The sequence below is a fragment of the Rhizobium sp. RHZ02 genome (genome assembly GCF_014851575.1).
GTDB lineage: Bacteria > Pseudomonadota > Alphaproteobacteria > Rhizobiales > Rhizobiaceae > Rhizobium > Rhizobium altiplani.
The window spans coordinates 17,552-43,737 of record NZ_JACUZX010000025.1; the positions used below are offsets into that span (position 1 = coordinate 17,552).

The window sequence follows — 26,186 nt, forward strand, 5'->3', positions numbered from 1 at the left end:
GCGATCATGATCCCTGACGTCAAACCAAACAGCGTTCTCTATCTCAACAACGTCTCGGTTTCCTTCGACGGCTTCAAGGCACTGAACTCGCTCTCGATCGTCATCGAGCCCGGCGAACTTCGGGCCATCATCGGCCCGAATGGTGCCGGCAAGACAACGATGATGGACATCATCACCGGCAAGACGCGACCGGATGAAGGCGAGGTGTTCTTCAACGGGCAGACCGATCTCACCAAACTCGACGAGGCAGACATCGCGCAGCTCGGGATTGGTCGCAAGTTCCAGAAACCGACGGTCTTCGAAAGTCACACGGTGTGGGACAACCTCGAACTCGCCTTGAACCGCAAGCGCGATGTCTTCTCGACGCTGTTCTACCGGCTCTCCGCGGAAGACAGGGCGCGCATCGAGGAGATCCTTGAGACCGTGCGGCTGACGCATCGGCGCGACGAACTCGCCGCCAACCTCTCGCACGGCCAGAAGCAGTGGCTGGAGATCGGCATGCTTCTGGCGCAGGAACCGAAGCTTTTGTTGGTCGATGAGCCGGTCGCCGGCATGACGGACGCCGAAACCGCGGAAACGGCGATCCTCCTCAAGGAGATCGCCAAGACCCGCTCGGTCGTCGTCGTGGAGCATGACATGGGCTTCATCCGCGATCTCGGCGTCAAGGTGACCTGCCTTGCCGAAGGTTCGGTGCTGGCCGAAGGATCGATCGATTTCGTGAGCTCCGATCCGAAGGTGATCGAGAATTATCTGGGGCGCTGAGATGCTGACAGTCGAAAATGCAAACCTTCACTATGGCGCCGCTCAGGCGCTGCGCGGCATTTCCATCAAGGCGGAAATGGGCAAGATCACTTGCGTGCTGGGGCGTAACGGCGTGGGCAAGAGTTCTCTTCTCCGCGCCGTTACCGGCCAGCATCCGCTGTCGGCGGGAACGGTGACGTTCAACGACACCAGGCTCAACGGCCTGCCGCCCTATGCGCGCGCCAAGCAGGGCATCGGCTATGTGCCGCAGGGGCGTGAGATCTTTCCGTTGCTGACGGTAAAAGAAAATCTCGAGACCGGCTTTGCGCCGCTTTCACGGGGCAGCAAGAATATTCCCGACGATATCTTCAGCCTGTTTCCTGTGCTGCAGACCATGCTTGGACGTCGCGGCGGCGACCTTTCCGGCGGACAGCAGCAGCAGCTGGCGATCGGCCGGGCGATGGTAACGCGGCCGAAGATCCTCGTGCTCGACGAGCCGACCGAGGGCATCCAGCCGTCGATCATCAAGGATATCGGCCGGGCAATCCGGTATCTGCGCGACAGTGCCGGGATGGCGATCCTGCTGGTGGAACAGTATCTCGATTTCTGCCGCGAACTTGCCGACTACGTCTACATCATGGATCGCGGCGAGATCGTTCACGAGGGGCTTGCGGAAACGCTCGATACGCCGGAAGCGCGTCGTCATTTGACTGTATGATCCAGTGGTAATCTGTTGGGCAGATGCTGTTTTCCTCGGCAGTTTCTGAGGGATCTCGTTGCCGCCGGTCCGATCGTGGTGAGTGTGTCGGAGCGGCACGGGAATTGCTTGCTTTCTGCAAGTTAGTGACTTCAATGAAAACGGCCGGGGTCAACCGGCGGTCCATTGGGAAGGGACGGAATGACGAACGCGGGGGCAGCTACGAGACCGCAGAGAGCCGAGGGGCGCGGGCATCTGGCTGCGAGGATGCTCGACGGGCGTACGCGCCTGCAGGAACTCTACCAGGAAGGAGCGGGCAAGATCCGGCTTCCGGATACGTTCGATTCCTCCATGGAAGCCGTCATCATCAATACCGCGGGCGGCCTCACCGGCGGCGACCGAATGAACTGGAGCGTTGCGGCTGGTCCCGGCGCCCGCATCGACGTCACCACGCAGGCCTGCGAGAAGATCTACAAGGCATCGGCAGGAACGGCTGAGGTCAACACCAGCATTACCGTGGGCGCAAACGCCCGGGTGGACTGGTTGCCGCAGGAAACCATCCTGTTCGATCGTTCATCGCTGTTTCGAAAGCTCGACGTTGATCTCGATGATGATGCCGAATTCCTGGCCGTCGAGGCCATCCTGCTTGGCCGGAAGGCGATGGGGGAGGCGGTGGAGAGCGGCCTCTTTCGCGACCGCTGGCGTATTCGCAAGGCAGGCCGGCTCTGCCACGCCGAGGACCTGGCGCTGCAGGGAAATGTTGCAATGTTCGCCGGTGCCGATGCCGTGCTGTCAGGCAAGGTCGCGTTTGCAACGCTGCTGTATGTCGGGCCGCGCGCCGAAGCCTACCTCGGTGCAGTGCGCCCGCTGCTTGAGGGCCATATGGGCGGCGCCAGCAGCTGGGCCGGCAAGCTTGTCGTGCGCCTTTCAGCGCCCGATGGTTTTGCCTTGAGAAAAATTCTCATCCCGATCATTTCGGCCTTGCGCGATGGAGCGCCGGTGCCGAAAGTCTGGAATCTCTAGTTGAAGCAGATGGATGCATGATGAACCTCACACCGAGAGAAAAAGACAAGCTGTTGATTTCGATGGCGGCGATGGTCGCGCGGCGGCGGCTGGAACGGGGCGTCAAGCTCAACCATCCCGAAGCGATCGCGTTGATCACCGATTTCGTCGTCGAAGGCGCGCGTGACGGGCGTCCGGTCGCCGAACTGATGGAGGCGGGGGCTCATGTCGTCGGCCGTGACCAAGTGATGGAAGGCATCGCGGAGATGATCCATGACGTCCAGGTCGAGGCAACCTTTCCTGATGGCACCAAGCTCGTCACCGTCCACGAACCGATCCGCTGAGGTTCCCATGCTGGAGCTGCGCCCCAATTGCGAATGCTGCGACAAGGATCTTCCGCCCGACAGTTCTGAGGCAATGATCTGCACATTCGAATGCACGTTCTGCGCCGATTGCGTTGCCGATGTTCTCGGCGGCATCTGCCCGAATTGCGGCGGCGAACTTGTGCGCCGCCCGGCGCGCCCCGCTGCCAAGCTTGCCAAGTACCCGGCGTCGACAAAGCGCGTTCTGAAAGCCGAGGGCTGCGGGCCCATCAAGGCTGCGTGAGGAGAAGATCATGATCCCAGGAGAAATCATTGCCGCAAGCGGCGACATCGAGCTGAACGTCGGCGCGCCGACAGTGACGCTTGAGGTCTCGAACACCGGCGATCGCCCCGTGCAGGTCGGCAGCCACTATCATTTCGCGGAAACGAATGCCGGTCTCTCTTTCGATCGGGAGAAGGCACACGGCATGCGGCTCGATATCCCGGCCGGCACGGCCGTACGTTTCGAGCCCGGTCAGACGCGCTCGGTGACGCTCATCCCTCTCTCCGGCAAGCGCGAAGTCTACGGTTTCCGCCAGCTGGTCATGGGCAAGCTCTAGAGTGGGCCGGGAGCAGACGATGCGTGCGAGCCTGCACCTTCTGGCCGCCGGTGCTGCGACGGTCTTTGCCTTCGGCGCCAACGCCGAGGATCTTGATTGCAAAAATCCGGTCACGCAAGCTGACATGACGGCTTGTGAACAGGCGCGCCAGCAGACCGCCGACAAGGCACTGAACGCACAATACAAGATCACGCGCGCGGCTCTCGCAGCACTCGACAAGGATCTCGATGCGGATATGCGGGGTGCCGAAGAGGCACTGGTGAAGGCGCAGCGCGCATGGGTGAATTTCCGTGATGCGGAGTGTGAGGCGGCAGGCTTTCAGGCGCGTGGCGGCACGATGGAGCCGATGCTCGTAGCAGGCTGCATTGCAGAGTTGACGGACGCGCGCACCAAGCAGCTCAAGGAACTCGCAGAGACGATGGGCAACTGACATGGTTGGCAGGATCATGGTCGTCGGCAACGGAGAGATCGGCGCACAGGCGGCGGCCGCAGTGGCGGATGCTGCGTTCGTTATCCGCTTTAACGAATGCCGCTCCTACGAAGCGAGCCCGGGGCGCACCGACGTCGTCGCCGTCTGCAATACCGGGCGGCCGGGCAAGGCAATGCTTGCTTCCGAGGCGTGGCGGGAGCATCCAGCCGTGCGTGAGGCGGCGGCGATCTGGAGCGTGCGCGATCCGCAAAAGTTCGCGGAACTGCGAGCGCCGCTGGCCGTATCGCATCCCGAGCTCGACGATTTCTGCGACGACTACACGAGTCAATTCAATGCGTTCTGTGCTGATGTTGGCAAGATGCATGTGGTCGTTGACAAAGTGATTCATGAAGCGGTGGACGAGGCGCTGGCTGCCTACCACCCGGCGCCCTACGTCGTGCCGAGCAGCGGCATGATCGTGATATCAGAAGTGATGAACAGATTTCCCGAGGCGACCATCGACCTCGCAGGCTTCGGCCACGCGGGATGGGAATGGCATCCTTTTGCTGCCGAGCGGCAGCTTGTCGATAGTTATGTCGCCGCTGGCCGCGTCACGCGGCTGCCGGCAAGCGCATCCCTTTCTTCCTCCCAAGGAGCCTGACATATGCCCTACAAGATTTCCCGCGCCGCCTATGCCGGCATGTTCGGCCCGACCACCGGCGACAAGGTGCGCCTTGCCGATACCGAGCTCTTCATCGAGATCGAGAAGGATTTCACCACATATGGCGAAGAGGTGAAATTTGGCGGCGGCAAGGTCATTCGCGACGGCATGGGCCAGAGCCAGGCGACGCGGGCGCAGGGTGCTGTCGATACCGTCATCACCAATGTCGTCATCATCGACCATACGGGCGTCGTCAAGGCCGATATAGGCCTAAAGAACGGCCGCATCGCGGCGATCGGCAAAGCCGGTAATCCGGACACGCAACCCGGCGTTAACATCATCGTCGGCCCCTCGACCGAGGCGATCGCTGGCGAAGGCAAGATCATCACTGCCGGCGGTATGGATGCGCATATTCACTACATCTGCCCGCAGCAGATCGAGGAAGCGCTGATGTCGGGCGTAACCTGCATGCTGGGCGGCGGCACCGGCCCGGCGCATGGCACGCTCGCCACGACCTGCACCGGTGCCTGGCACATCGAGCGGATGATCGAGAGCTTCGACGGCTTCCCGATGAACCTTGCGCTTGCCGGCAAGGGAAACGCCTCGCTGCCCGCCGCACTCGAAGAGATGGTGCTTGCGGGCGCATCGTCGCTGAAGCTCCACGAGGACTGGGGCACGACGCCGGCTGCGATCGACTGCTGCCTTTCGGTCGCCGACGACTATGACATCCAGGTGATGATCCACACCGACACGCTGAATGAAAGCGGCTTTGTCGAGGATACGATCGGCGCCATTAAGGGCCGCACCATCCACGCCTTCCACACGGAAGGAGCGGGCGGTGGCCACGCTCCTGACATTATCAAGATCTGCGGTCAGTCGAACGTCATCCCGTCGTCGACCAACCCGACGCGGCCCTACACGGTCAATACCGTCGCCGAGCATCTCGACATGCTGATGGTCTGCCACCATCTGTCACCGTCTATCCCCGAGGACATCGCATTTGCCGAAAGCCGCATCCGCAAGGAGACGATCGCGGCGGAAGACATCCTGCATGACATCGGCGCCTTCTCGATCATTTCGTCCGACAGCCAGGCCATGGGTCGTGTCGGGGAGGTAGCAATCCGTACTTGGCAGACTGCCGACAAGATGAAGCGTCAGCGCGGCCGCCTGAAGGAAGAGAAGGGCGAGAACGACAACTTCCGCGTCCGCCGCTATATTGCGAAATACACGATCAACCCGGCGATCGCGCAAGGTCTTTCACACGAAATCGGCTCGATCGAAGTCGGCAAGCGCGCCGATCTGGTTCTGTGGAACCCTGCCTTCTTCGGCGTCAAGCCTGAGATGGTATTGCTCGGCGGTTCGATTGCTGCGGCTCCCATGGGAGATCCGAATGCTTCGATCCCGACGCCGCAGCCGATGCATTACCGGCCGATGTTTGCCGCCCATGGCAAGCTGCGAACCAGTTCGTCTGTCACCTTCGTCTCGCAAGCGTCGCTCGATGCGGGTCTGAAGAGCCGTCTCGGCGTCGCTAAAAATCTTGTCGCTGTGAAGAACACCCGCGGCGGCCTTTCCAAGGCGTCGATGATTCACAACAGCCTGACGCCGCACATCGAGGTCGATCCGGAGACCTATGAGGTGCGGGCTGATGGCGAGTTGCTGACCTGCGAGCCGGCCACCGTCCTGCCGATGGCGCAGCGCTATTTCTTGTTTTGAGTGTTTGGGGCGGCCGCATGCGAGGTGGCGGCTCCTAAAGCCGCGCGTTAAGACTGAATCTCCTGTGGGTTGTTTTTTATTTTTGTATGTTCCACCTTGAGGCGTTCCTTCCGTAATAGGACATTCTCCTTGTTGGTGGTTATAAAACACAAGTAAAAACAAATTGTTACGCTTCAAACCTCGCTGGATGATTGATCGCGGAAAGCGTCACGTTTTTGGGCAGCTTTCAACCGCCGCTCAATTCACCAAACTCGTTCGAACTTTAACAGTTCACTTAAGAACTCAGCAGGAGGTGACCTCTAAGCAATGTGCCTAGCGGCGGGCAAGAAGGTCGATTCGCATGAGAATTTCACTCCAGGCGGAGCTTGGCGATTTTCGTGATCGCCGCGCAATTTATGTGTTTGCTCTCAAGATGAGCTTCCTTGCGGTGACGCTCTCGTCGATCGTCATTGTCCTGCTATTGCCGCCGCTCGACTGGGGGGGACTGATGCCTGTTCCGCTCGCTCATGGTGTTGTCTACGGCGTGTTACTGTCGTGGCTTATTGGCGGGGCGGTCTCAAGCGTGCTGTCGCTGATAGCCGGTCACGCGATGCACCAGCTCAGCGTCTCGCGCGCGGAGTTCGAGCAGTTGAGCCGCACCGATGTGCTTTCAGGTCTTCTCAACCGACGTGCCTTTACAGAGGCATTGGAGCAGGTCGATGGAAATGCCTGTCTCGCGATCTTCGACGTCGACCGGTTCAAGGCCATAAACGATCGCTTCGGCCATGCCTGCGGCGATTCCGTCATCGTGGCGGTCTCCGCCATCCTCGCGGCTGCCTTCGGCGGGCACTCCGTCGCGGCGAGGCTGGGCGGTGAAGAGTTCGGCGCGATCGTTGTCGGTGGCTCACAAGAGCAGCGGATCGAGAGAGTGCAGTCGGTCTGCGCCCGCCTGGCCGGGCATCCGGTCGTTGCCGACGATTGCGTGGTCGCACTGACTGTGTCGGCCGGTATTGCGGAGTTCGAGCCCGCACGGAGCAACGAGGCTGTTTATTCGGCGGCCGACAAGGCGCTCTACCTGGCAAAGGCGCTCGGTCGAAATCGCGTGGTGCATGAGAATGACGGGCTGCATCCTGGTTGGCGCAGACGTTTGCCGGAGGAGGCCGTGGCCGCGCACGCAATGAACATGGATTGCGATGAGGCGCGGCTGGCCTGACGAATTCGCGGAATTACACAGCGAATGCCTGCAACGACAAGTTGTAGCCGGCGGATAAGCGCCACGCGGCCTCGTTGATCCCACGCGACGGCGGAAATCATGCTTCGCCGCGTAGTTCTGTGTTACGCTTGTCATTGTCACTCATGCGATCGCTGGTTACTTGGAGAGCTTATGGCATGGACGCCCCTCAAGCGACGGCTGGCAGCAATCATGGCCACCGACGTAGTCGGCTATTCTCGTCTCATGGAGGCTGACGAGGAGGCGACGCTAGCTTCAGTCAAAGCGATGCAGGAAGAGCTGATAAGGCCGAATGTCGAGCGCGAAGGCGGCAGGGTTTTCAAACTCATGGGCGACGGCACCTTGGCCGTATTTGATTCCGTGAACGGTGCAGTGGAGTGCGCGATTGCAATCCAGGGCGAACTTATGCGCCAGCCGGAAGGGTCGCGCCTAATTCTTCGCATTGGAATCAATCTGGCCGATGTTTTGGTCGATGGTACCGACTTATTCGGCGACGGAGTGAACGTTGCCTCTCGCATTGAAGCAAGCGCATTCCCCGGCGGCATAAGCATCACCGATGGCGTCTATCACCAGATCGCCAAGAGGACTGGGACGGATTTTGTGGATGGCGGCGAAAGGGTTCTAAAGAATATCGATCGACCCGTGCGCGTTTGGCACTGGCAGCCACGTTACAACGGTTTCGTGGAAGAGGAGCGACCGCGCCCTGCTGACGGAGCAATCGCAAAGACCGCAGTTAGAATCACCGCCGCGCCGTCAACGGCCCCGCAGCAGCTGGACTTGGCGGAACTGGTTGTATCCTCCCTTGAAGACCTTCTTACCGAGCAGCGTTGGCTCGATGTCTCGCGTGTTGGATCCGCTTCCGCCGCACTGGATGGAAGTGCTATTCGCCCGTATGACTACACGGTCAAGATTGGTATTCATGGCGCAGGCCCGTTCCGGGTAAACGCCAAATTCCTGCATACGAACGTCACGCCTGTGATGTGGTCGCGAGCTTTCGATCTTCCGGAAAGTTACCATTTCGATGTCGTTGAACTGGTGGCGGCGGAGATAGGCTCGCTGGTTTAGGACAAGGTGTTGCTTGCAGCATCCGAGATGATCGCCAAGAAACCACAGTCGTCCTGGTCGGCCGACGAAAACTTCCTCTATGGCAGGATGCTTGATAGTAAGCATATGCTTCCCGAGGCGGAGGTTTTCTTCTTGAGGGCAACGGAACTGGATCCGGGGATGATTTATGCCCAGGCCAGCTATGCCATTGCCCTGACTTACAGTTTTGCCCAAACAGGCGACTTCGAGCACCTGCGCCGCGCCGACGAGATCGTACGGATCGCCTTGCGTATCGACAACAATGACGCCCTTTCCCACTATGCGGCAGCGCTGGTCCATCTGCTTTCACGCGACTACGACGGGGCCAGATCGCATTATGGCAAGGCGCGCGACCTTGCGCCCAGCGATCTGCAGATTCGCGCCGATCACGCGGAAATGCTCCACTACCTCGGCGACCTGGAACAAGCGGACGCCGAAATCGGTGAATGCTTCAGGTTGGCAAAATATCCCCCGGTGTGGTTCTGGGTGATCAGGGGAATTATCCGACTCCACCAGGGCCGCTTTGGTTCTGCAATTGAGGATTTTGAGAACATTCCATGGAGGTCGTGGCGAACGCTTATCTTGCTTGCTGCGGCCTATGCCCTGCACGGTGACGAAGTTCGACGTGGGCAGTACCAGACTGAGGCCTTGAGCCTTCAGCCCGCACTCGGACCTGAGCTTGTGCGAAACACTTTTCCCTATCGCGACCAGGACGCGCTTTCAAAACTTCTCTGTGCCTTTGTAGGAACTGCATAGGAATTCCGGGCGCAAACATCTGCTGCATATGCCTTTCCGGCAGGTTCCTTCTTGCATCGCATCAGGCTATTTTGCATGGTCGCAGTCTCAAGCGAATTGGACACGTCATGCAACGCGTTACTTCCTACCTGCCTGCGGGCACGCCTTCCTCGAACCCCATCGGAAAAGTGGTTTTGCCGCACGACCTGAGGCATTTGCGGCGAAAGCTGCTTCACCTCGACAACGGCGAGATGGTCATGCTCGACCTCAAGGAGCCGGTGCTTTTTGCCAGTGGTGATATGTTGGTTCTCGAGGATGGCGAGCTCATCGAAATTGTAGCCGCAGACGAGAAGCTCTTCGAGGTGAGGGGCAGGGATCGCGTGCACCTGATCGAGCTCGCGTGGCATCTCGGCAATCGGCATCTCGGCGCCCAGATCGAGGAAGACCGCATCCTTATCCTTCGTGATCATGTGATCCGCTCCATGCTCGAAGGGCTCGGTGCGACGATCCGCGAAGTTGCAGAGCCGTTCCAGCCGGTACGCGGTGCGTATCATTCACATGGCCATGCGCACAGTCATGACCAAGCGCATCATCATCACTCGCACGACTGATCCGATATGACTGATGATGCCGACCTGCAGGCGTTGTTGAGGATGATGACCTGGCTGTCGCCAGCTTTCCCCGTCGGGTCCTTCGCCTATTCAGGCGGTCTGGAGCGCGCCGTTCATGATCGGCTGGTCCCCGATGCTCATTCGCTTACTGCGTGGGCGTCGAACCTGATGGAGCGTGGGCCTGTATGGAACGACGTGGTTCTCCTTGCCGAGAGCCACCGCTGTCACCGACAGTCGGAGCGGCTCGGCGAACTGGCGGAGCTCGCCGAAGCGCTTGCCGGCTCGCGCGAGCGTCATCAGGAGACGATGCTGCTCGGCGATGCGTTCCTGTCCGCCGCCGGTGCGTGGCCAGACGAGGTTTTCGATCGATTGCCGCGACATGTGGCCTACCCGGTGGCGATCGGTGCCGTGGCGGGTGCCCATGGGGTGGCGTTGGAGAAGGCGATTGCGGCATTCCTGCATGCCTATCTCTCGCAGGCAGTTTCCGCAGGTATCCGTCTCGGCGTGGCCGGGCAAAAGGATGGCGTTGCCATTCTGTCGCGGCTTGAAGGCGACATAACCTCGGTTGTGAAACGGGCGGCAGCTTCAACACTCGACGATCTCGGATCGGCGACCATCCAGGCCGACATCATGTCGCTGCGCCATGAAACGCAGTCGACCAGGCTCTTTCGATCGTGACTTGTCCGCAGACGCGCGGCCACCCGTCGCCACCTGCGTCATTTGCCGGTGGTCGCCCTTCAGGCGGCACGCTATCATCGGCCGTTATTGGAGTTCAGAATATGAAATCAGGAAACGGACCCTTGCGCGTGGGCATCGGTGGGCCGGTCGGCTCCGGCAAGACGGCGCTGACGGAGAAGCTCTGCAAGGCCATGCGCGACGACTATTCGGTGGCTGTCGTCACGAACGACATCTACACGACCGAGGATGCCGAGGCGCTCATGCGCATGCAAGCTTTGCCATCGGATCGGATCGTTGGCGTGGAGACCGGCGGTTGCCCGCACACGGCGATCCGTGAGGACGCGACGATCAATCTGCAGGCCATCGCGGGCCTGAATGAGCGGATTCCCGATCTCGATGTAGTTTTCATCGAGTCGGGCGGTGACAATCTGGCCGCCACCTTCTCCCCTGATCTGGCTGATATCACGATCTACGTTATCTCGGTTTGCCAGGGCGAGGAAATCCCGCGCAAGGGTGGCCCAGGCATTACCAAATCGGACCTTCTCGTCATCAACAAGAAGGATCTGGCTCCCTATGTCGGCGCGGACCTCGAGGTCATGGACCGCGACGCGACACGGATGCGCCAGGCACGCCCCTTCGTATTCTCCGACATGAAGCGTGGCGATGGCGTTAGCTCCATCGTCAGCTTCCTGAAGGAACATGGCGGCCTGTAGTCAAACCTGCCTCAGCGCGTTGACATCCTCGATCGCGATGGCGCGGCCGCTGACGCGTACGCCTGATGTGCGCAAGGCGGAGAAGGCACGTGACAGCGCTTCCGGCGCAAGGCCGAGCTTTCGTGCCAGCAGGCGCTTTTGGAACGGCAGGCGCAGGGAAGCCCGCGCACCCTCACTCGTACAATGCGTCAGCAGATAGTGGGCGACGCGCTGCTGGCTGGTCTGCATGCGATCGCGCGCCAGACACTCCATGGTCGACAGCAAATGCCGCGAGAGGCTGCGCGCGATCGCGCTGCCAATCCGCGGGTGTTGAGCGAGCAACGCCTTGACCTCAGCGAGATCAAAGCGGGCGAGGATGACGTGCTCCATCGCCTGTGCGCTATAATTGTATGCGTCGCCGGCAAGCACCAGGCATTCACCGAAGCTGTCGCCCGGCTCGCAGATGCTGACATCCGCTTCGCGTTCCTCAGAGCCGCGATAGAGCCTGACGTAGCCACTTAGCACGCAATAGAAGTAGTGCGCCTTCTCGTGTTCACGGAAGAGAACATCCTGTGGACCGTAGCGCACCGCCACCGCGCAGGACAGCAGAGCGTCTCGCTCGTGTCGGTCAAGATTGGAGGTGATCAACGCACCGCCAAGCATCGCCTGCTGCGCGCTGCTCAGTTTAAAAGCTCCGGACATCTGTTTCTCCCTGTGGCGCGGCGGGTGCCGTTCCCTACCTGATATTTGGAAGGATAACCGGGAGATGCGGTTCAGAACTTGAGCTTGATCAAATGTCAGCTAATAAAAAAGCCGGGGTGTTGCCCCGGCTCTTGGCTCGAGCGGCTACTCTGCCGCGAACGGCGGCAGGCGTACGACATTGCCAGATTTGCCGCGCTTGCTTTCCGGGGTCTCGATTGCCGTTACCCGGCCCTCGAGCGCACCCAGCGCTTGTGTGAGTTCTTCGCGGGACATGGCCAGATCTTCCTTGTCCTTCTTGCCCACGAGACGACCGAACATCCAGGCAAGCAAGCGGGACAGATCGTCCATGATCAGGAAGAACGAAGGCACGACGACCAGCGAAAGCACGGTCGACACGATAATGCCGCCGATCACCGCAATCGCCATCGGCGCACGGAACGAACCGCCTTCGCCGACGCCGAGCGCTGATGGCAGCATACCTGCTGACATGGCGATAGACGTCATGATGATCGGCCGGGCGCGCTTGCGACCTGCTTCGACCATGGCTTCGACACGCTCCATGCCGCGATGACGCATCTCGATGGCGAAGTCGACGAGCAGGATCGCGTTCTTCGTCACGATGCCCATCAGCATCAGGATGCCGATCATCACGGGCATCGAGAGCGGATTCTGGGTGACCAGCAGCCCGACTGCCACGCCGCCGATCGCAAGCGGCAGCGAGAACAGGATGGTGAAGGGCTGGATCACGTCCTTGAAGAGGAGGATCAGCACCGTCAGCACCAGCATCAGGCCCATCAACATGGCGTTGACGAAGCTCTGCTGCATTTCGGTCTGCACCTTCGTGTCGCCACTTTCGGCAAGCTGTACCGTCGGCGGAATGTTGGCTTCCTTGACGATCTGGCGGAACCGTGCCGAGGCAGTGTCGAGTGCCACGCCCTGCGGCAGGTCCGAGCCGATCGATACGACGCGGTAGCGGTTGTTGCGCTTGATCGAGCTGACGCCTTCCGAATAGTCGATATCGGCGACAGTGGAGAGCGGTACGGTGCTGCCGCTTGCCGTCTGGATCTTCATTGCCCGCAAGGCGGCAAGATCGCGACGCATGTCGAGCGAGGCCTGCACGCGGATCGGGATCTGGCGATCGTCCAGGTTGATCTTGGCGAGCGCCGCATCAATATCGCCGATGGTGGCAACGCGGATGGTTTCGGAGATCTGCTGCGGCGTGATGCCGAGGCGAGCCGCCTGATCCTTGCGCGGACGGATCTGGAGTTCCGGACGGGGCAGGGCGCCTTCGGCGCTGACGTTCGCCAGCAGCGGATCGGCTCGCAGTTTCGCTTCCAGGATACCGACAGCATCGTTCAGATCCTTCTCGTTCTTGGAGAGGAAGTTGAACGACAGGTCACGTTCGCCGCGATCGTTGAGCTTCAGGATGCGAACGTCTGGGATATCATGGAGTTTGGCAAAGACCTCCTTTTCGATATCCCACTGCGGACGAACGCGTCCCTTTGGTTCCACCTTGGGCAGATAGGATCCAATGACCGGGACCTTAACGAGCATGTCGTCCAGCTTCTTTAAAAGCCTCTGGTCAAGCTTGTGGAGCGTGAGCGTTACCGTCGCACGGCGCAGTTCGAGGTCGCCCTTCGGAGACGCGCCACCAAGCACGAAGACGCTTTCGACGCCGTCGATATCCTTCACGTCCTTGTAGATCGCGTTCGTGGTCGCTTCCGTGTCGTCGAGCGTCGCATTCGGCGGTAGCTCGACGGACAGGACGATGCGCGATGCGTCCTCCGGCGGCAGGAAGCTGCCGGGCACCTGCGCAAGCAACATCACGGAGCCGACAAGGAAGGCGATCGCCGCAATCAGTGTCGCATAGCGGGTCCACCACCGGCGGGTCGTAGCGCGCACGAGGCGCGTATATCCGCGGAAGAAGAGGCCGTCGTTGTCGTGATGATCTTCGATGCCGTCTTCCGCGCGCATCAGATATGCGGCCATCATCGGCGTGATGAGGCGCGCCACCATGAGCGAGAAGAAGACCGAGAAGGCAACTGTCAGGCCGAACTGAATGAAGTACTGACCGGGGATGCCAGGCATGAACGACACCGGCACGAACACAGCGATGATCGTGAAGGTCGTCGCGATAACCGCGAGGCCGATTTCGTCTGCCGCCTCGATCGCCGCGCGGTAGGGCGTCTTGCCCATCTTGATATGTCGGGCGATGTTCTCGATCTCGACGATCGCGTCATCGACGAGAATACCGGTCGCGAGCGTCAGGGCGAGGAAGCTGACAAGGTTCAGCGAGAAACCCATCAGGTCCATGATCCAGAAAGTCGGGATCGCCGACAACGGCAGCGCGATGGCCGAGATAAGCGTGGCACGCCAGTTCCGGAGGAAGAGGAAGACAACGATGATCGCAAGCAGCGCGCCCTCGATCAGCGTATCGATGGCCGCTTCATAGTTGCCATAGGTGAAATAAACGGAGTCGCTGATCAGCTCGATGCCGACGTTCGGGTTTTCCGCACGCACCTTGTCGAGGCTCTTTGCCACGGTTTCGGCGACGCTGACCTCACTGGCACCCTTCGAGCGGAAGACGCCGAAGGTCACGACAGGGGTATCATCGAAGCGCGAGAAGGATTTCGGCTCCTGATAGGTGTCCTTGATGACGCCGAGATCGGAAACCTTGACGAAGCGGCCGTTCGGCAATGCGATCGTGGTGTTGGCAAGTTCGGCGACGTTGCGGGCGTCGCCGAGCACACGGATCGCCTGTTCGCTGCCTGCCACCTGGCCACGGCCGGAGCCGAGGTCGACGTTGGTGCCGCGCAGTTGTTGGTTCACGCTTGCCGCGGTAATGCCGTGGGCGTTCAGCTTGTCGGGATTGAGCTCGATACGCACTTCGCGGTCTGCACCGCCGTAACGGTCGACACGGCCGATGCCGGCCTGCCCCTGCAAGGCGCGCTTGACCGTATCATCGACGAACCAGGAGAGCTCTTCGAGCGTCATGTCGGGGGAGGAGACGGCAAAGGTCTGGATCGCCTGACCCTCGACGTCGATCTTCGAGACGATCGGTTCTTCGACGTTGGCAGGCAGGTCGCTGCGGATGCGGTCGATCGCGTCCTTGGTGTCCTGAACGGCCTGCTCGGTCGGCACTTCCATGCGGAACATGACGACCGTCTGCGACTGGCCGTCCGTCACCGTCGATTGGATTTCATCGATGCCGTTGATACTGGCGACGGCATCCTCGATCTCCTTCGTCACCTGCATCTCGAGCTCGGCCGGCGAAGCGCCGCTCTGCGTTACGACGATGGAGACGAGCGGAACGTCAATGTTCGGAAACCGCGTGATCGGCAGCCTATTGAAGGACTGGATGCCGACGAAAAGCAGAAGTGCGAACGCCAGAAGCGAGGCGACGGGATTTCGGATAGACCAGGCTGAAAAGTTCATCGGCCGTCTCTCAGTTGGAAACCGGTGGCTGTTCACGAACCGGCGTGATGCGGTCGCCGTCACGGACATAGGCGCCCGCTTTGGCTACGACCTCATCGCCAGCTTTCAATCCATTGACGATCTCGACATAGGCTCCGTCCTGAATGCCGGTTTCGACCTTGGCAAACTTGACGACGTTATTCTCGACCTTACGGGCCGAGGATCCTTCATTGCCCGACAGCACGGCCGAGACGGGGAGCGCTACGTTTTCCGTTGTGCGCACGACGATGTCGGCGCTGCCGTACATGCCCGAACGCGCCTTGCTGGAATCGTCGATCAAAATGTGGACCAAACCGAGGCGCGTGAGCGGATCGACTGTCGGCGAGACCAGACGCACGGAGCCGCTAATCTTTTCGCGACTACCAGAGAGCAAGATGGTGGCCTTCTGGCCGGGTTGAACCTTCACAATCTCGCTCTCACCCACTTCCGCCACAAGCTCGATCTCGTCATCGCGAATGACCGTGAAAAGCGGATCGCCGGTGGCGAGCGCAATTGCTCCGATCCTGGCGTTCTTGGCTGCGACAGTACCGGCGACCGGCGTCTTGACGTCGGTGCGTGCGAGCTTCAGATCAGCGTCCGCGATCTGGCTCTCCGTGACCTTGATCTCCGCGACGGCTACCTGGATTGCCTGCTTTGCCGAGTCGACACGGGCGTTGGCGGAAGCTGCAGCAGCATCCGCCTGTTCGACCGTTGCTGTCGAGACAGTGCCCTTCTTGCCCATTTCCTGGGCGCGGACCTGCTGCTGTCGTGCCTGCTCCGCATTTGCCTCTGCTTCAATCAGTTGTGCGCGAAGCTGGGCAAGGCTCGCCTCGTTCTTGGCCTTCGTGGCCTGCATCTGGCTCTTCTGCAGGATGATTGCGTCGTCGTTCAGGGTCGCCAGCGTGCTATCGGCCTGGACCCTGTCGCCGATATCCGCGTTGAGCGCACGGATCGACAAGCCTTCGACCTGCGGCTGGATATAGACTTCCTCGACTGGCTTAACCGTACCGGTCGCAACAACACGATCGACGAGCGTGCGGGTGGAGGCTTTCGTCACGACGATGGCCGGCAGGTTTTGTTGCGGCTTTGCGACCGGCTGTTCCTGCGCAAATGTCGTTGAAGCTACAACCGCCGCGATCAGCAGAGTTGAGGCGCGAAGTATCTTAACAGGCGTACGTGCCATGCGTCGTCATCCAGTTTTTGCTCGGCCTAGCTTGCGCGTTGTCATCAGCGCGCCCATGACCGGTTCCCGTATTGGTATTCTCAGAAGTATTTTCGTTCATTTGCCGACTCTTACTTAAGAAGTCCCTCATCCGGCAAACTCGGCTTGTACGTGGTAGCTATTTGCCCATCGCGCAAGTCCGGCAGAAAATAATTCCTCGTTCGAACACAATAATTACCAATGTGATGCAGATCAATCACTGTGCGGTTATGCAAGCATTCCGTTAGTTGATTCTGCGTCGTTGTTATGACGTGCGAGCACCGCTCGATGCGACATCGATCGCGAAATTTCTTCGATAAAAACAGCAAAAAAATGAAAAAACGCGCGGAGGGTCCGCGCGTTTCGTGTCTTGTCGTTACCGAATTACTTGGAAGCAGCGTCCGTTACGTCGTGCGTCCACGCTCCGGTCGGTTCCTTGTTGATGATCTTTTGGTCAAGGAGTGCCTTGGCCGTGCGATCATAGAGGGTCGTGTCGAGCTTGCCGGTGCCATCGCCGATCAACTTGGCAACTTCGCCCATCATACGCTTCTGGTGGTTTTCGTCCTGGCCGCCGGCGTCAACGACGATTCCGGCAGCTTCATCCGGGTTCTCGGTTGCGTACTTCCAGCCCTTCATCGAAGCCTTGACGAACTTGACCATCTTTTCCTTGAAGGCCGGGTCCTTGAGCTTGTCTTCCATGGCATAGAGGCCGTCTTCGAGAAGGTCGTTGCCCATGGCGGTATAGTTGAAGACGATCAGGTCTTCGGGCTTGAAGCCGGCATCGATCGCCTGCCAGTATTCGTTATAGGTCATGACGGAGATGCAGTCGGCCTGCTTCTGCAGCAGCGGCTGCACGTCGAAGCTCTGCTTCAACACGGTCACGCCATCGGCACCGCCTTCGGTCTTCAGGCCAAGCTTGTTCATCCAGGCGAAGAACGGATATTCGTTGCCGAAGAACCAGACGCCGAGCGTATGGCCCTTGAAATCGGCTTCGGTCTTGATCGGGCCGTCCTTGCGGCAGACCATTTCCATGCCTGATTTCTGGTAGGGCTGGGCGATGTTGACGAGCGGAACGCCCTTCTCACGAGCAACAAGCGCGCCGCCCATCCAGTCGACGATGACGTCAGCGCCGCCGCCGGCGATCACCTGTTCCGGCGCAATGTCAGGGCCGCCCGGCTTGATGGTGACGTCGAGGCCTTCTTCCTCGTAGTAGCCCTTATCCTTGGCGACGTAATAACCGGCGAACTGCGACTGCGTCACCCACTTGAGCTGCAGCGTCACCTTGTCGGCAGCCATCGCTTGGGTTGCCGCGAGCGACATCGCGCTCGCCATCATCGCAATAATCAGTTTTTTCATTTTCTTTTTTCCCTCTGAAGTTATGCCCTAATCCCATTCGCGGGAATAAAGCGACGCCTAGCCACCACGGATAGACGGATGCCAGAAAGTCACCGCCCTTTCGGCGAGGGCGACGACGCCATAGAAGACCGAGCCTACCAGCGCCGCAATGGCGATTTCGGCCCAGACCATGTCGACATTCATGCGCCCGATCTCGGTGGAGATACGGAAGCCCATGCCGACGATCGGCGTACCAAAGAACTCCGCAACGATGGCACCGATCAGCGCCAGCGTCGAGTTGATCTTCAATGCATTGAAAATGAAGGGCATCGCCGCCGGAAGCCGGAGCTTCAGCAGCGTCTGCCAATAGTTGGAGGCATACGTCTGCATCAGGTCGCGCTCCATCGCGCCGGATGCGGTGAGGCCGGCGACGGTGTTCACCAACATCGGGAAGAACGTCATGATGATGACGACGGCTGCCTTCGACTGCCAGTCGAAGCCGAACCACATCACCATGATCGGCGCGACGCCGATAATCGGGAGCGCCGACACCATATTGCCGATCGGCAGAAGGCCCCGGCGCAGGAAACCGACGCGATCGGCGAGGATCGCGACGGCAAAGCCTGCGCTACAGCCGATGATGTAACCGGCGAATACTGCCTTGAAGATCGTCTGACGTACGTCGTCGGCCAGGATCGGCAGCGAGCCGGCGATCCTGGCTCCAATGGCGCTAGGTGGCGGCAGCAGGACGAAGGGAATGCCGGCGCCGCGCGTCAGCGCCTCCCAGAGTATCAGGATCCAGGCACCGAAGATTGCCGGGATCAGCAGCCGCAGGCACGAGCGGCCCACATTCGAGGCCGGCGTCATGGCCGAAAGCTCGGTGACGCATCGCCAGGCAAGCAGCCAGCAGGCGGCCATCAGTAGGAAGAAGGATTTCGTCGCCAGGCCTTCGTTGCCGGTCACACCAGCGAGCAGGACCCATGCCGCCCAGTGCGTGCCGATCAGCAGAACGGCGGCGACATACAGCTTCGGCAATGGCGAGAAGGAAACGAGGGCGACCGCGACGATCAACGCGATCGTAAGGCCCGCGGTTATCGACGACACCGGGTCCGGTGCGCCCTCGGCCATGATCGGCAAGGTGATCATCGCAATCGCGGTCAGCACCAGGGCAAGAATACCCTGCCAGGAAAAGGCCATCTGCTTCATGCCGACCTCCCGCCCATCGAACGTTCGACGAACTTTGCGACAAGGCCGACGATGGCGACCAAGCTTGCGGCCAACACCGAGCCCGCGACAAGCGCTGCCCAGATGTCGATCGTCTGGCTGTAATAGGAGCCGGCGAGCAGTTTCGAGCCGATGCCGGCGACGGCGCCGGTCGGAAGCTCGCCGACAATGGCGCCGACAAGGCTTGCGGCGATCGCGACCTTCATCGAGGTGAAGAGGAACGGCACGGATGCCGGAACACGCAGCTTCCAGAATGTCTGGGCGGGTGTCGCGTTATAGGTTCGCATCAGGTCGAGGAACATGACCTCGGGCGACCGCAGGCCCTTCACCATGCCAACAGTGACCGGGAAGAAGGAGAGGTAGGTCGAGATCAGCGCCTTCGGGATCAGCCCGGTGATGTTGATGGCGCCGAGGACGACGATCACCATCGGTGCGATTGCCAGGATCGGTACGGTCTGCGAAGCAATGACCCACGGCATGAGGCTGCGGTCGAGCGCCTTGATATGAACGATCCCGACAGCGATCAGGATCCCGAGCAGCGTGCCGAAGCCGAAGCCAAGCAGCGTCGAGGAAAGCGTGACCCAGCTGTGGTAGACGAGGCTGCGGTTGCTCGAGAGCTTCCGCAGAAACGTGTTTTCGAAGACGTTTTGCACTACCTGATGGGGAGCGGGCAGCAACGGCTTCGGTTGCGAGAGCGTTTTCTCGATGAATTCGATGGTGTCAGGCGTCTGGTTGGCGCGCTGATCCATGTCCCGCTGGAAGGAGGCGTTCATCAGGACCGCCGCAACGTACCAGATCGCGATCAGGACCACGAGGATCGTGACGACGGGGACGATCCTGTCTTCGAGAGTGTCGGGCTTCATGAGCGCCCCCGCGCAACGGTTCCAACGCTAAGTGCCTTAGTGCTCATAGCTGTGCCCCGCTCTCAGGCCCTCGCGCACGCGGTGGGCGATTTCGAGGAACTCGGGCGCCTCGCGGATGTCCAGCGGTCGCTCCCTGGGAAGCGGCGAGTCGATGACATCAGTCACGCGGCCGGGGCGAGGCGACATCACGACAATCTTGGTGGAGAGGTAGACCGCCTCGGGGATCGAGTGGGTGACGAAGCAGATCGTCTTGTTGGTGCGCGCCCAGAGCTTCAGAAGCTCCTCGTTCAGGTGGTCGCGGACGATTTCGTCAAGCGCGCCGAAGGGTTCGTCCATCAGGAGCAAGTCGGCATCGAAGGCGAGCGCGCGGGCGATGGAGGCACGCTGCTGCATGCCGCCGGAAAGCTGCCAGGGGAACTTCTTCTCGAAGCCGGTAAGATTGACGAGATCGAGCGCATCGGCGATGCGCTTCTTCTGATCGGCCGACGCATAGCCCATGATCTCGAGCGGCAGGGCGATATTCTTCTCGATGGTCCGCCAGGGATAGAGCGCCGGCGCCTGGAAGACATAGCCGTAGGCGCGGGCCTTGCGGGCCTCCTCAGGCGTCATGCCGTTGACGGTGATTTCGCCCGATGTTTTCTTTTCCAGATCGGCAATAACGCGCAGAAATGTCGTCTTTCCGCAGCCGGAAGGGCCAATGAACGAGACGAAGTCGCCCTTGCGCACGTCGAGATTGACGTTGGTCAGCGCATGCACAGGAGCGTCGCTGGCATCGTAGGTCAGACAGAGGTCCTTGGCGGATACGACTGAGGTAGCTTGCGTCAACGCTTGTGTATCCTGTTTTCCCCGCGCTTCCGCGGTTTGCGTGATAGTATGAGTAGCTGTTTTCATTGTTCCGGCAAGGTCCATGGAGGATGACGATGGACGCGACATCAAAGCCCACCTGTCACATTGTGCACCCCAGTCATGCCTATGATGGCAAGCAGGGGCTCAGTTACTTCGAAGGCATCGCGGCCGAGACGGTCGGCGCCAAGGGTATCTGCATGCATTTGCTGACGATTCCGCCCGGCGTTCGCGCCAAGGCGCATCTGCACGAGTCGCATGAAACGGCGATCTACATGCTCTCCGGCGAGGCTCACACCTGGTACGGCGACGAGCTGGAGCATCATGTCGTCGTCCACGCCGGCGAGTTGTTCTACATCCCCGCCGGAGTGCCGCATCTGCCTGCCAACCTCAGCAGCACCCCTTGCACCGCGATCATCGCCCGCACGGACCCGAACGAGCAGGAAAGCGTCGTTTTGCTTCCGGAGCTTGATCGGCTGGTGAAGGAGTGATGCCAAGGATCAGACCCCCGTCGCCGGGATGCCTGACCGTTCGACCTTGCGCGGCGCCACGAGCTCCTTCCATGTCGACAGCGCCTTGTTAACCGCCTGGAACGGCTCGCGCTTCACGAACTGGCCGTGTCCTTCCTTCGTCTTGACGGTGCTTTCCTCGATCGCGACTTCGCCGCGCGTCAGCGTGTAGCGCGGCAGGCCGGTGACCTGCTTGCCCTCGAAGACGTTGTAGTCGATCGATGATTGCTGGGTCTTGGCCGAGATCGTCTTCGAGCGCTTGGGATCCCAGACGACGATATCGGCATCGGCGCCGACGAGGATCGCGCCCTTCTTCGGATAGACGTTGAGGATCTTGGCAATGTTGGTCGAGGTGACCGCAACGAACTCGTTCATCGTCAGGCGGCCGGTGTTGACGCCGTGGGTCCACAACATCGGCAGTCGGTCTTCGAGGCCGCCAGTGCCATTCGGGATCTTGGAGAAATCACCAACGCCGAAGCGCTTCTGATCGGTGGTGAAGGCGCAATGGTCCGTCGCCACGACCGAGAGCGATCCGGATTGCAGGCCGGCCCAGAGGCTGTCCTGATGCTGTTTGTTGCGGAAGGGCGGGGACATGACACGTCGGGCAGCATGGTCCCAGTCCTTGTTGAAATATTCGCTTTCATCGAGCGTCAGATGCTGGATCAGTGGTTCACCGTAGACGCGCATGCCCTTCTGGCGGGCGCGACGGATCGCTTCATGCGCCTGTTCGCAGGAGGTATGCACGACGTAGAGCGGCACACCCGCCATGTCGGCCAGCATGATGGCGCGATTGGTTGCCTCGCCTTCGACCTCGGGCGGACGGGAGTAGGCGTGCGCCTCCGGACCGTTGTTGCCTTCGGCAAGAAGCTTTGCGGTCATCGAGGCAACGACGTCGCCGTTTTCGGCATGCACCAGCGGCAGCGCGCCGAGTTCGGCACAGCGCTGGAAGGAGGCGAACATTTCGTCGTCGTTCACCATCAGCGCGCCCTTGTAGGCCATGAAGTGCTTAAAGGTGTTGATGCCCTTGTCCTTGACCACTATCTCCATCTCGTTGAAGACGCGCTCGTTCCAGCCGGTGATCGCCATGTGGAACGAGTAGTCGGCGTTGGCGCGGCTCGTCTTGTTGTCCCACATCTGCAGCGCTTCGAGCAGCGATTGCTCCGGCCCCGGCAGGCAGAAATCGACGACCATGGTCGTGCCGCCGGCGAGACCGGCGCGCGTGCCGCTTTCGAAGTCGTCGGAGGAATAGGTGCCCATGAACGGCATTTCGAGGTGAACGTGCGGGTCGATGCCACCCGGCATCACGTAGCAGCCCGTCGCATCGAGCGTTTCGGTGCCGGAGAGGTTCGGGCCGATCTCGACGATCTTGCTGCCCTCGATCTTCACGTCCGCCTTGTAGGTCAGGTCGGCGGTGACGATGGTTCCGCCCTTGATGACTTTGCTCATGATCAGTTCCCTTGCATTGATTGCTCGCGGCTCTTCGTCCGCTGGTAAAAGAAAAGGCGGGAATGACCCCGCCCTTGATTATGCAACGATTTCAGCGGTCTCGACGACGGCGTGGAAGAGGACGTCAGCGCCGGCCGTCGCCCATTCCTTGGAGATGTCCTCCGCCTCGTTGTGCGAGAGGCCCCCGACGCAGGGGCACATGACCATCGTTGTAGGGGCCACCTTCGCGGCCCAGCAGGCGTCGTGGCCCGCACCCGAGATGAGGTTCATGTGGCTATAGCCGAGCCGTTCGGCAGCACCGCGCACGCGGGAAACAAGCGTGGGATCGAAGGTGACGGGCGCGAAGTGGCCGATCGCCTCGATCGCGCAGCCGACGCCCAGCGCCTCGCAAATCTTGGGTGCATCCGCCTCGATCCTGCTACGCATGCCGTCGAGTTTCGCCTGATCCGGCGAGCGGATGTCGACGGTGAAGACGACCTTGCCCGGCAGGACGTTGCGGGAGTTCGGCGTGAAAAACACCTGGCCGACGCCGCCGACGGCGCCCGGCTGGTTTTCCATCGCCACGGTCTGCACCATTTCCATGATGCGCGACATCGCAAGGCCGGCGTTGACGCGCATGTTCATCGGGGTCGAACCGGTATGGGCCTCCCTGCCGGTCAGCGTGAACTCCAGCCACCACAGGCCCTGACAGTGCGTGACCACGCCGATCTGCTTGTTCTCGACCTCAAGGATCGGACCCTGCTCGATGTGATACTCGAAATAGGCGTGCATCTTGCGCGCGCCGACCTCTTCGTCGCCAACCCAGCCGATGCGCTTCAGTTCCTCGCCGAACGTCTTGCCTTCGGGATCCTTGCGGTCATAGGCATATTCCAGCGTATGGGCGCCGGCGAAAACGCCGGAGGCGAGCATGGCGGGCGCAAAGCGGGCGCCTTCCTCGTTGGTCCAGTTGGTGACGACAACAGGGTGCTTGGTCTTGATGCCGAGGTCGTTCATGGTGCGGACGGCCTCGAGTGCGCCAAGCACGCCGAGTACGCCGTCATACTTACCGCCGGTCGGCTGCGTGTCGAGGTGCGAGCCGACATAAACAGGCAGCGCGTCCGGATCGGTGCCCGGCCGGGTCGCGAACATCGTGCCCATCTTGTCGACGCCCAGCGTCATGCCTGCGTCTTCGCACCATGTCCGGAAGAGGCTGCGCCCTTCGGCATCGGAATCCGTTAAGGTCTGGCGATTGTTACCGCCAGCAATTCCCGGGCCGATCTTTGCCATCTCCATGAGGCTGTCCCAAAGACGGTCCCCGTTGACGCGCATGTTCTCGCCTGGTGCTGCCACCATGTCTAAAGTCCTCACCTGTTTTCTGCGGTCATGCAATGCACATGGCCGCCTGTTCCCGTGGTCAGTATCCGAGCGCCCTTGTTTGTTTTGTTAGCGCCGGAAAATCGCCAGTTGCCTTTGTTTAGCATCTGATCGATAATTTGACCGATTGGTAAACATTACAACTTCCGGCGCTGGGCTCAAGACGAAAATCAGGAAAAATACAGACAAAATTACCGGCATCTGCTCATTTTTGTAGCACGGTGCCGCGCCGGTTCAATCTTGAGTGAAACGGTTGAATTTGAAGGGAAAACAAGATCGACATGGCAATCCCGAGAGCAGCCAAGACCCAGCGCCGCACGCGCATTCAAGAAGAGAAGGAAGAGCAAATTCTTGAAGCCGCGCTCGATGTGTTTTCGGTCAACGGCTTTCGTGGCTCCACTATTGATCAGATTGCCGAAGTTGCCGGCATGTCGAAGCCGAACTTGCTTTATTACTTTCGCACCAAGGAAGCGATCCACCGGGCGCTGATCGACCGCGTGCTCTTTACCTGGCTGGAGCCGTTGAGAGCCTTTGACGCCGATGGCAATCCGGAAAGCGAGATCCGCAGCTACATCAGACGCAAACTCGAAATGGCCCGCGATTTCCCGCGCGAGAGCCGGCTTTTCGCCAACGAGATGCTGCAGGGTGCACCGCATGTCGAAGACGAACTGAAGGGTCCGCTGAAGGAACTCGTCGACGAGAAGGCCGAGGTCATCCGAGCCTGGGCGAAAGCCGGGAAGATCGCCAGGTGTGATCCATACCACCTGATCTTCTCGATCTGGTCGACAACGCAGCACTATGCCGACTTCGATGTTCAGGTGCGGGCGGTGCTCGGGCAGGAGCATGCAGGTGCCGGCCGCTTCGAGGATGCCGCGCGCTTTCTCGAACAGCTGTTCATCGACGGACTGAAGGTTAAGCCGGTGCCAGGCGCCTCCTGACGTCGCGCAATCATTCGTCGAAATCCAAGAGCCTGCCGATAGCGGCGCGTGCCTTGGCATGGCGGGTTCTATAGGCTTGCCGGATCGCCTTCCGTCTTGCTTCCAGGGCGGGCTCTGGCGACATCGCCGCCAACCACGCCAATGCGGTCGGTACAAACTCGCCGCCCGAGTGGATCAGCAGATCGTTTTCGTCGAGCTGTTTCCTGATGCAGCCGCGGTCGCTGGAGATGACCGCGTTTCCGGCGGCCTTTGCTTCGAAGATCACCAGCGGCTGGGCCTCGTTGTCATAGGCTGTGGGAAAAACGAAGACGTCAAGTTCGCTATAGAAGGCAGCCTTCGCGTCGTCATAGAGGGCGCCCCGATAATCCAGGGTATCGCCAAGTTCCGCGACGGCGGCATCGATGGCCACGCGCTCGCTAGCGCCAGCCGGCCCCGCAAGGATCGCCCTAATCGGCACGTTCTCGCTTCGCGCTTGCCTTGCGAGATGAAGAAACGTTTCGAGACCTTTCTCGGTGGTGAGATTGCTAAGCATGCCGATCACGAGATGCGCGCGGTCCTTCGGCTCGTCCCCTTCGTCTTGCGGGGTCACGTAGGCCGCATTGGAGATCAGGCTGCTACGGACGCGTCGGCCGTAAGTCTCGGTGAATCGCTCGAGCATGATGTCGCATAGGAAGATGTGTTGCAGTTGTCGGCCGCCGAGCGTCAGGATGGCCTGCATTAGTAAACTTGGCCTGTCGATGTAGCTGAAACTGTGATGGTGCAGGTAGATGGAGTAGGCGACCAGTCTCGCGACTAGAACAAGCAGCAAGGTGTAGACTAAACCCAGCCCTCCTTCGCAGGCGAGATAGCAGATCCTGTCGTGATGTTTGCGGTCGCGAAACAGCGGGAGGCAGGCACGGAGGACACGGCTGAATTTGATCGGATGCCTCAGCAGCGAGGGACTGCCGGCCGCTGGAGCGATGTTGCACACGGTGACGCTCATTGCTTCCGAAAGAAGCGCGATCATGCTCTTGGTCGCGAACGAGAAGCCGTTGAGCGGCGGAGGCAACTGACCGATCGCAACGATATGACGTGTCATGCGGGAGGCTACCTCTTTGCGCCTCCCGACTATCGCACCGGCGTTAGAAAATTCAATCTCCCGTGCAGGCCATGCAGCGAACGTTTC

The 26,186-nt window shown here is 60.4% G+C and carries 27 protein-coding genes; 17 read left to right on the forward strand and 10 right to left on the reverse strand.

Annotated features, from left to right (window positions below; genetic code table 11):
- The first annotated feature begins 6 nt into the window (after positions 1–6).
- From urtD to ureG, 15 genes are all read left to right on the forward strand, one after another.
- Positions 7–762: an urea ABC transporter ATP-binding protein UrtD gene (urtD, locus tag IB244_RS25135; protein ID WP_018858228.1), complete on the forward strand. Its 756-nt coding sequence runs from the start codon at positions 7–9 to the stop codon at positions 760–762.
- 1 nt (position 763) lies between these two features.
- On the forward strand, positions 764–1,459 hold the full coding sequence (urtE, locus tag IB244_RS25140; RefSeq protein ID WP_018858229.1) for an urea ABC transporter ATP-binding subunit UrtE: 696 nt from the start codon (positions 764–766) through the stop codon (positions 1,457–1,459).
- A gap of 180 nt (positions 1,460–1,639) precedes the next feature.
- On the forward strand, positions 1,640–2,461 hold the full coding sequence (locus IB244_RS25145; protein WP_169683560.1) for an urease accessory protein UreD: 822 nt from the start codon (positions 1,640–1,642) through the stop codon (positions 2,459–2,461).
- 20 nt (positions 2,462–2,481) lie between these two features.
- On the forward strand, positions 2,482–2,784 hold the full coding sequence (locus IB244_RS25150; protein ID WP_018858231.1) for an urease subunit gamma: 303 nt from the start codon (positions 2,482–2,484) through the stop codon (positions 2,782–2,784).
- Positions 2,785–2,791: 7 nt separating this feature from the next.
- Positions 2,792–3,046, forward strand: a complete 255-nt coding sequence (locus tag IB244_RS25155) for a DUF1272 domain-containing protein (RefSeq protein ID WP_018858232.1) — start codon at positions 2,792–2,794, stop codon at positions 3,044–3,046.
- Positions 3,047–3,056: 10 nt separating this feature from the next.
- On the forward strand, positions 3,057–3,362 hold the full coding sequence (locus IB244_RS25160; protein ID WP_018858233.1) for an urease subunit beta: 306 nt from the start codon (positions 3,057–3,059) through the stop codon (positions 3,360–3,362).
- A gap of 19 nt (positions 3,363–3,381) precedes the next feature.
- Positions 3,382–3,792: a lysozyme inhibitor LprI family protein gene (locus IB244_RS25165; protein ID WP_018858234.1), complete on the forward strand. Its 411-nt coding sequence runs from the start codon at positions 3,382–3,384 to the stop codon at positions 3,790–3,792.
- A gap of 16 nt (positions 3,793–3,808) precedes the next feature.
- A complete protein-coding gene (locus IB244_RS25170; protein WP_026371926.1) occupies positions 3,809–4,432 on the forward strand; it encodes a hypothetical protein in 624 nt (207 codons plus the stop codon).
- 3 nt (positions 4,433–4,435) lie between these two features.
- A complete protein-coding gene (gene ureC, locus IB244_RS25175; protein WP_018858236.1) occupies positions 4,436–6,145 on the forward strand; it encodes an urease subunit alpha in 1,710 nt (569 codons plus the stop codon).
- A gap of 340 nt (positions 6,146–6,485) precedes the next feature.
- Positions 6,486–7,337 (forward strand): GGDEF domain-containing protein, encoded by an 852-nt coding sequence (locus IB244_RS25180; RefSeq protein ID WP_192306079.1) that lies wholly within the window; start codon positions 6,486–6,488, stop codon positions 7,335–7,337.
- A 171-nt stretch (positions 7,338–7,508) separates the two neighbouring features.
- Positions 7,509–8,420 carry an adenylate/guanylate cyclase domain-containing protein gene (locus IB244_RS32545; RefSeq protein WP_246734666.1) on the forward strand — a complete coding sequence of 304 codons (912 nt, stop codon included), beginning with the start codon at positions 7,509–7,511 and terminating at the stop codon, positions 8,418–8,420.
- A gap of 27 nt (positions 8,421–8,447) precedes the next feature.
- Positions 8,448–9,194, forward strand: coding sequence for a tetratricopeptide repeat protein (locus IB244_RS32550; RefSeq protein ID WP_246734668.1), 747 nt, complete (start codon positions 8,448–8,450; stop codon positions 9,192–9,194).
- A gap of 107 nt (positions 9,195–9,301) precedes the next feature.
- Entirely contained in the window at positions 9,302–9,784 is a 483-nt protein-coding gene (gene ureE / locus IB244_RS25190) for an urease accessory protein UreE (protein ID WP_192306081.1), read from the forward strand.
- Between the two features lie 6 nt (positions 9,785–9,790).
- Positions 9,791–10,462 carry an urease accessory protein UreF gene (locus IB244_RS25195; protein ID WP_018858240.1) on the forward strand — a complete coding sequence of 224 codons (672 nt, stop codon included), beginning with the start codon at positions 9,791–9,793 and terminating at the stop codon, positions 10,460–10,462.
- A 101-nt stretch (positions 10,463–10,563) separates the two neighbouring features.
- Complete coding sequence (gene ureG, locus IB244_RS25200; protein WP_025660122.1) at positions 10,564–11,175, forward strand: urease accessory protein UreG; 612 nt, start codon at positions 10,564–10,566, stop codon at positions 11,173–11,175.
- On the opposite strand, the gene IB244_RS25205 is transcribed toward ureG, so the two are convergent.
- The 7 genes from IB244_RS25205 to IB244_RS25235 form a co-directional block, all read right to left on the reverse strand.
- A complete protein-coding gene (locus IB244_RS25205) occupies positions 11,176–11,856 on the reverse strand; it encodes a Crp/Fnr family transcriptional regulator (RefSeq protein WP_018116916.1) in 681 nt (226 codons plus the stop codon).
- Between the two features lie 144 nt (positions 11,857–12,000).
- Complete coding sequence (locus IB244_RS25210; protein ID WP_018116917.1) at positions 12,001–15,291, reverse strand: efflux RND transporter permease subunit; 3,291 nt, start codon at positions 15,289–15,291, stop codon at positions 12,001–12,003.
- Between the two features lie 10 nt (positions 15,292–15,301).
- Positions 15,302–16,492 (reverse strand): efflux RND transporter periplasmic adaptor subunit, encoded by a 1,191-nt coding sequence (locus IB244_RS25215; protein WP_018116918.1) that lies wholly within the window; start codon positions 16,490–16,492, stop codon positions 15,302–15,304.
- Between the two features lie 402 nt (positions 16,493–16,894).
- Positions 16,895–17,866: an ABC transporter substrate-binding protein gene (locus tag IB244_RS25220; protein ID WP_169683554.1), complete on the reverse strand. Its 972-nt coding sequence runs from the start codon at positions 17,864–17,866 to the stop codon at positions 16,895–16,897.
- Between the two features lie 57 nt (positions 17,867–17,923).
- Complete coding sequence (locus IB244_RS25225; protein WP_192306082.1) at positions 17,924–19,051, reverse strand: ABC transporter permease; 1,128 nt, start codon at positions 19,049–19,051, stop codon at positions 17,924–17,926.
- Entirely contained in the window at positions 19,048–19,932 is an 885-nt protein-coding gene (locus tag IB244_RS25230) for an ABC transporter permease (RefSeq protein ID WP_192306084.1), read from the reverse strand. The genes IB244_RS25225 and IB244_RS25230 overlap by 4 nt, the downstream gene beginning before the upstream one ends.
- Positions 19,933–19,968: 36 nt before the next feature.
- Positions 19,969–20,757: an ABC transporter ATP-binding protein gene (locus IB244_RS25235; protein ID WP_018116922.1), complete on the reverse strand. Its 789-nt coding sequence runs from the start codon at positions 20,755–20,757 to the stop codon at positions 19,969–19,971.
- A gap of 95 nt (positions 20,758–20,852) precedes the next feature.
- On the opposite strand from IB244_RS25235, the gene IB244_RS25240 reads away from it, so the two are divergent.
- Positions 20,853–21,266: a cupin domain-containing protein gene (locus tag IB244_RS25240; RefSeq protein ID WP_018858244.1), complete on the forward strand. Its 414-nt coding sequence runs from the start codon at positions 20,853–20,855 to the stop codon at positions 21,264–21,266.
- 9 nt (positions 21,267–21,275) lie between these two features.
- Here the strand turns inward: IB244_RS25240 and hydA are convergent, their stop codons facing one another.
- Positions 21,276–22,730: a dihydropyrimidinase gene (gene hydA, locus IB244_RS25245; RefSeq protein WP_113470925.1), complete on the reverse strand. Its 1,455-nt coding sequence runs from the start codon at positions 22,728–22,730 to the stop codon at positions 21,276–21,278.
- Between the two features lie 78 nt (positions 22,731–22,808).
- The gene (locus IB244_RS25250; protein WP_018858246.1) at positions 22,809–24,062 is read right to left on the reverse strand and encodes a Zn-dependent hydrolase; all 1,254 of its coding nucleotides are present in this window, start codon (positions 24,060–24,062) and stop codon (positions 22,809–22,811) included.
- Between the two features lie 302 nt (positions 24,063–24,364).
- On the opposite strand from IB244_RS25250, the gene IB244_RS25255 reads away from it, so the two are divergent.
- Positions 24,365–25,021, forward strand: a complete 657-nt coding sequence (locus IB244_RS25255; RefSeq protein ID WP_018116926.1) for a TetR family transcriptional regulator C-terminal domain-containing protein — start codon at positions 24,365–24,367, stop codon at positions 25,019–25,021.
- A gap of 10 nt (positions 25,022–25,031) precedes the next feature.
- Here the strand turns inward: IB244_RS25255 and IB244_RS25260 are convergent, their stop codons facing one another.
- Positions 25,032–26,099 carry a glycosyltransferase family 4 protein gene (locus IB244_RS25260; protein WP_192306086.1) on the reverse strand — a complete coding sequence of 356 codons (1,068 nt, stop codon included), beginning with the start codon at positions 26,097–26,099 and terminating at the stop codon, positions 25,032–25,034.
- Positions 26,100–26,186 lie beyond the last annotated feature (87 nt).